General features: G+C 71.1%; 2 protein-coding genes. One reads left to right on the plus strand and one right to left on the minus strand.

The window, feature by feature from the left end; genetic code table 11:
* Window positions 1–519 precede the first annotated feature (519 nt).
* A complete protein-coding gene (locus tag VR45_RS40700; protein WP_045945022.1) occupies window positions 520–1,764 on the minus strand; it encodes an FAD-dependent monooxygenase in 1,245 nt (414 codons plus the stop codon).
* Window positions 1,765–1,843: 79 nt separating this feature from the next.
* Between VR45_RS40700 and VR45_RS40705 the strand changes: the two genes are divergently transcribed.
* The coding region (locus tag VR45_RS40705) for a TetR/AcrR family transcriptional regulator C-terminal domain-containing protein (protein ID WP_045945021.1) at window positions 1,844–2,308 on the plus strand (465 nt) is incomplete at its 3' end.

The raw sequence follows: 2,308 nt of genomic DNA on the forward strand, positions 1-2,308 counted from the left end.
CGAGAAAAGGGACTTGACGTCCACTGGAGCCGCCCAGCACGGCTGGCTCTGACACTGGCGGCCCACCCGGCCACGGCCGGACGGTGCGGAACCGTGCACCGCGGCACCCTCCGGGTGGCCCGGCCCTCGGACGGGGTCCGAACGGTGCCGGTGTTCCCCCTGGCTGCGGCCCGCCGGGGAGGCTCCGGCCCGGCCGCGACCCGCATCCGTCGAGCCCGGATCGTTTCCGGCCCAGATCGTTCGACGACAGAGAAGACTGTCCGGGTCCAGGGCCGACCGCTTCTCGGGTCCGACGGCCCGCGCCGGCACGAAGCCGGCCGGCACCGCCACGTCGCCCTCGTCAGCGCCGTCCGCCTGTTCCTCACCGAACAGTGCGCCGCCCCGAAATCCCTGTCCGGGGCCTGACCTTCCACCAGGCCCTGGACCTCCCTCCAGCACCTCACCGCCACCTGGACCAGCACCTGCCCCACCTGCCCACACCCGCCCCATGGCGGCCCTACGCCGCCACCTGGCAAGGCACTACTGGGTGTTGTGTCGTGCTGGGGGGAGCTGCCAGGTGCCGCCCCGCTCCGTCTTCGACCGGCGCGCGAGGAGGTCGGGGATGTGCAGGAAGCAGGCCAGTGCGGTGGCCGCCTGGAAGGCGTTGACGGCACGGCGGGTCATCGGCAGGCCCAGGCGCAGGAGGCGTGGATCGACCTCGGCCTGGATCCGGTCGACGAAGGGGCGCAGGACGGTGTCGTAGTTCGCCAGGGCGGTCGGCAGGTCGTCCGGGTGGCGATCGATCTGGTCGGCCAGGACGAGGGCGCCGACCAGGGCGGCAGAGGTTCCCATGCCGCTGTAGGGGGAGGCGCAGTGCGCGGCGTCCCCGGCCAGGACCACGCGGCCCTCGGACCAGGTGGCGGTGCGCACCTGGAGGGTCTCCTGGGAGTGGAAGAAGGGGCTGGTGGCCATGGCGTCGACGAAGCGTTCGGTCTGCCAGCCGGCGTCGCGGAACCTGCTTGCCCAGAATGCCTGTTGACGGTCGACGGACGCCCGGTGGATCGCGGAGGCCTCGGCGGATTCCTCCCGGAGCACGAAGTAGACCTGGGTCTCGGTCGGGTTGTGGCTGCGGCGCATGATCTGTCGGCCGCCCGGGGCCATGTAGGTGTCGCGGATGTCGGTGTCGGAGGCGACGCGGGGGGCGAACCAGTAAGCGGTGTGGATGCCGAGGCGCCAGTACGGGTCGAAGCCCTCCGGAAGGATCGCCCGGCGGATGCGTGATCCCTGGCCGTCCGCGCCGACGAGGAGGTCGAACTCGCCGGACGACCCGTCGGAGAAGTGGGCGACGACCCGGTGCTCGTTCTGGTCGAAGCCGTCCACGCTCGTGCCGAAGACGTACTCGGCGCCGTGCTCGGTCGCGTCGTTGAGAATGCGGACGAGGTCGCCGCGCATGATCTCGTACTCGGACGTCAGGGTCTGGCGGCCCTGTCCGGAGGTGTTGGCCATGATCGTGGCTCTGGCCCTGCCGCGGGCGTCGACGAAGGCGACGCCCTTCTCGTCGACGAGCTTGCGCCGGACCTCGTCGAGGAGGCCCATGCGGCGGACGGCCTCGATGCCCTGACCGCGGAGGTCGACCTGGGCGCCGGTGGCCCGCAGGGCGGGGAACCGTTCGACGACGGTCACCCGGTGTCCGCCCCGCGTCAGCCAGAAGGCCAGGGCCTGCCCGGCGACTCCGCTGCCGGCGACGAGGACGCGCAGGGAGCGCGCCCCGGAAGCTCGTGTCATGTCCATCACCTCAAAATCTATCGGTGAATGATTCTTCTCCAGAGTTGTCTATCGGCGATAGATTGTCAACGTGACGAAGATGAACCGTGAGACCGTGGTCGCCGAGGCGCTCGACCTGCTCGACGAGGTCGGCCTGGACGGCGTCAGCACCCGGCAACTGGCGAAGCGGCTGGGCGTCGAGCAGCCGTCGCTGTACTGGCACTTCCGCACCAAGAAGGACCTCCTGGCCGCCATGGCCCAGGCCGCGATGGCGCCCCACGCGAACGCACCGCTTCCGACACCCGGGGACGACTGGCGCGCATGGTTCCTGGAGAACACCCGCAGCTTCCGGCGCACCCTGCTGCTGCGCCGCGACGGCGCCCGCCTGCACGCCGGCTCCACGCCCACCGCTGACCTCGACCGGATCCGCCACAAGATGTCGTTCCTCGTCGCCTCCGGCGTACCCGAGCGCGACGCGCAGATGGCGATGCTGACGGCGAGCCGCTTCACGGTCGGAAGCGTTCTGGAAGAACAGGCGGACTCCGGCCCCGGAGTCGGCCAGGGG

Source organism: Streptomyces sp. NRRL S-495 (assembly GCF_000966955.1).
GTDB lineage: Bacteria > Actinomycetota > Actinomycetes > Streptomycetales > Streptomycetaceae > Kitasatospora > Kitasatospora purpeofusca.